General features: G+C 66.4%; 2 protein-coding genes and 1 pseudogene. 2 read left to right on the top strand and 1 reads right to left on the bottom strand.

Translation table 11 applies throughout. The annotated features are described in order from the left end of the window. The coding region (locus HMPREF1224_RS45970) for a hypothetical protein (RefSeq protein ID WP_010793821.1) at positions 1-141 on the top strand (141 nt) is incomplete at its 5' end. Between the two features lie 103 nt (positions 142-244). Here HMPREF1224_RS45970 and HMPREF1224_RS33950 read toward each other — a convergent pair. Continuing rightward, complete coding sequence (locus tag HMPREF1224_RS33950) at positions 245-1,735, bottom strand: helicase HerA-like C-terminal domain-containing protein (protein ID WP_003114975.1); 1,491 nt, start codon at positions 1,733-1,735, stop codon at positions 245-247. Between the two features lie 399 nt (positions 1,736-2,134). Here HMPREF1224_RS33950 and pctA point away from each other — a divergent pair. Next, positions 2,135-3,108, top strand: a pseudogene (gene pctA / locus HMPREF1224_RS33945) (methyl-accepting chemotaxis protein PctA); the annotation flags it as partial.

Below are 3,108 nucleotides of genomic sequence, written 5' to 3'. Positions count from 1 at the left end.
TCGCTGAACATGGACATCACCGAGATCAACACCCTCAACCAGGAAGGCGTGGAGAACCTCCAGGCCACCCTGCGCGCCTGCGGCGAGCTGGAAACCCAGGCCGGGCGCCTGCGGCACCTGGTGGACAGCTTCAAGATCTGAGCCCGTCCGTCCCACAGGCCGGCTAACCGCGAAGCGGTTAGCCGGCGATCATCCAGCCCCCATGAAAAAGGCGCCCGCGGGCGCCTTTTTCATGGCCTGGCGCTCAGCGCCGCTTCTTCCCGCCCATCAACGAGCCGAGCAGGCCACGCACCAGCTCCCGGCTCAACTGGTTGGCCGCCTGGCGCATGGCGCTCTTCACCGTCGAATTGGACAGCAGGCTGCCGAGAATCTGCCCGGCCATGCCGCCGACGCCGGACGAGCTTTCCTGCTGAGCAGTCGCCTGGCCCTGGACCTCGGGCTTGGCGCCCGCCTTGTTCGCCAGCACCTCGTAGGCCGACTCGCGATCGATCGGCTGGTCGTAGCGACCCTTCAACGGCGACCGCTGGACCAGTTCAGCGCGCTCGCTGTCGCTCAGCGGGCCGATCCGCGAATAGGGCGGCGCCACCGCGACGCGCTGGACCATGGCCGGCGTGCCCTTTTCCTCCAGGGTGCCGACCAACGCCTCGCCGATACCCAGTTCGGTCAGCACCCCCAGGGTGTCGAACGCCGGGTTCGGGCGGAAACCGTCGGCCACCGCGCGCAGCGATTTCTGCTCCTTGGCGGTGAAGGCGCGCAGGCCATGCTGGATACGCAGGCCGAGCTGGGCCAGGACATCGTCCGGCAGGTCGCCCGGCGACTGGGTGACGAAGTACACCCCGACGCCTTTCGAGCGGATCAGCCGGACCACCTGTTCCAGGCGGTCGCGCAAGGCTTTCGGCGTGCCGTTGAACAGCAGGTGGGCCTCGTCGAAGAACAGTGCCAGCACCGGCTTGTCGGCATCGCCGCGCTCCGGCAGTTGCTCGAACAGCTCGGCCAACAGCCAGAGCAGGAAAGTCGCGTAGACCTTCGGCGCCTCGTGCACCAGGCGGCTGGCGTCGAGCAGGTGGATGCGCCCGCGCCCGTCCGGCTCGGGGCGGAGGATGTCTTCCAGTTGCAGGGCAGGCTCGCCGAAGAAGGCCTCGGCGCCCTGCTGCTCCAGAGTGGCCAGGCGGCGCAGCAGCGCCTGCCCGGAAGCGCCAGTGAACAGCGCCCGGTCCTCGCCAAGGATTTCCGGATTGTCCTTCAGATGGTTGAGCAGCGCCTTCAGGTCCTTCAGGTCGAGCAGCAGCAGGCCTTCCCGGTCGGCCACCTGGAAGGCGGCGAACAGCGCGGCCTGCTGGCTATCGGTCAACTCCAGGAGGTTGGCCAGCAGCAGCGGGCCCATCTCGCTGATGGTGGTGCGCAACGGGTGGCCGGTCTTCCCGGCGATGTCCCAGAGCGTGGTCGGGTAGGCCTTCGGCTGGTAGTTCAGCCACGGCATGCTGGCGATACGTTCGGCGACCTTGCCCTGCGGGTTGCCCGGCGCGGCGATGCCGCACAGGTCGCCCTTGATGTCGGCGGCGAACACCGCGACACCGGCATCGCTGAAGGATTCGGCGAGGTGCTGCAAGGTCACCGTCTTGCCGGTACCGGTGGCGCCGGCGATCAATCCATGACGGTTGGCCAGGCGCCAGGCCTGTCCTACCGGCTGGCCATCGGGGCCAGCGCCGATCAACAACTCATTCGCTTGCGACATCCATTCATCCTCGGGACTAAAGCTCCGGCACGCTGTGCCGACAGTAAGGGAAAGCCCTTGTGCAACGGGGCTTCCAGCGGAACCCACGTACCAATATGCGCGGGTTCCCGCGAAGGGCGTCGGGCCAGCGCATCGACCCGATCTGGCCGTCCAGCTTCAGCGAAGACCTTCGGGCCTTGCTGAGACAGGAAAAATCGCCATCGTATCCGTATCACGCATTCTTCGGAGCCACCCAGGGAACCGTGGCTTCGTGGCACAAGGCCGTGCCTGGGTCGACGGACTACCCACCCGCGCGATCCGCCCGACGCTGCAAGGCGTACGGAAAGCCCCTGCGCCCGCGGAACGGTCGCAGGGGTCTGGTCAAAGACTGGCGCTACATACTCCTGGACGCAATACAACATGATCAAAAGTCTGAAGTTCAGCCACAAGATCCTCCTCGCGGCCTCCCTCGTGGTGTTCGCCGCTTTCGCACTGTTCACCCTCTACAACGATTACCTGCAGCGCAACGCGATCCGCGAGGACCTCGAAAGCTACCTGCGGGAAATGGGTGACGTGACTTCCAGCAACATTCAGAACTGGCTCGGCGGCCGTCTGCTGCTGGTCGAGCAGACCGCCCAGACCCTGGCCCGCGACCACAGCCCGGAAGCCGTCAGCGCCCTGCTCGAACAGCCGGCCCTGACCTCGACCTTCAGCTTCACCTACCTCGGCCAGCAGGACGGCGTCTTCACCATGCGCCCGGACAGCCCGATGCCGGCCGGCTACGATCCGCGCAGCCGGCCCTGGTACAAGGACGCCGTGGCGGCCGGCGGCCTGACCCTGACCGAACCCTACGTCGACGCCGCCACCCAGGAATTGATCATCACCGCGGCGACACCGGTGAAGGCCGCTGGCAACACCCTCGGCGTGGTAGGCGGCGACCTCAGCCTGAAGACCCTGGTGCAGATCATCAATTCGCTGGACTTCAGCGGCATGGGCTACGCCTTCCTGGTCAGCGGCGACGGCAAGATCCTGGTGCACCCGGACAAAGAGCAGGTGATGAAGACCCTGAGCGAGGTCTACCCGCAGAACACGCCGAAGATCGCCACCGGTTTCAGCGAGGCCGAATTGCACGGGCATACCCGCATCCTCGCCTTTACCCCTATCAAGGGCCTGCCTTCGGTGACCTGGTACCTGGCGCTGTCCATCGACAAGGACAAGGCCTACGCCATGCTCAGCAAGTTCCGCGTCTCGGCCATCGCCGCCGCGCTGATCTCCATCGTCGCCATCCTGGTCCTGCTCGGCCTGCTGATCCGCCTGCTGATGCAGCCGCTGCACCTGATGGGCCGTGCCATGCAGGACATCGCCCAGGGCGAGGGCGACCTGACCAAGCGCCT

Source organism: Pseudomonas sp. P179, from assembly GCF_000478485.2.
GTDB lineage: Bacteria > Pseudomonadota > Gammaproteobacteria > Pseudomonadales > Pseudomonadaceae > Pseudomonas > Pseudomonas aeruginosa.
Note: the sequence above shows the minus strand (reverse complement) of the source record. Positions and strands in the feature narration are given on the sequence as shown.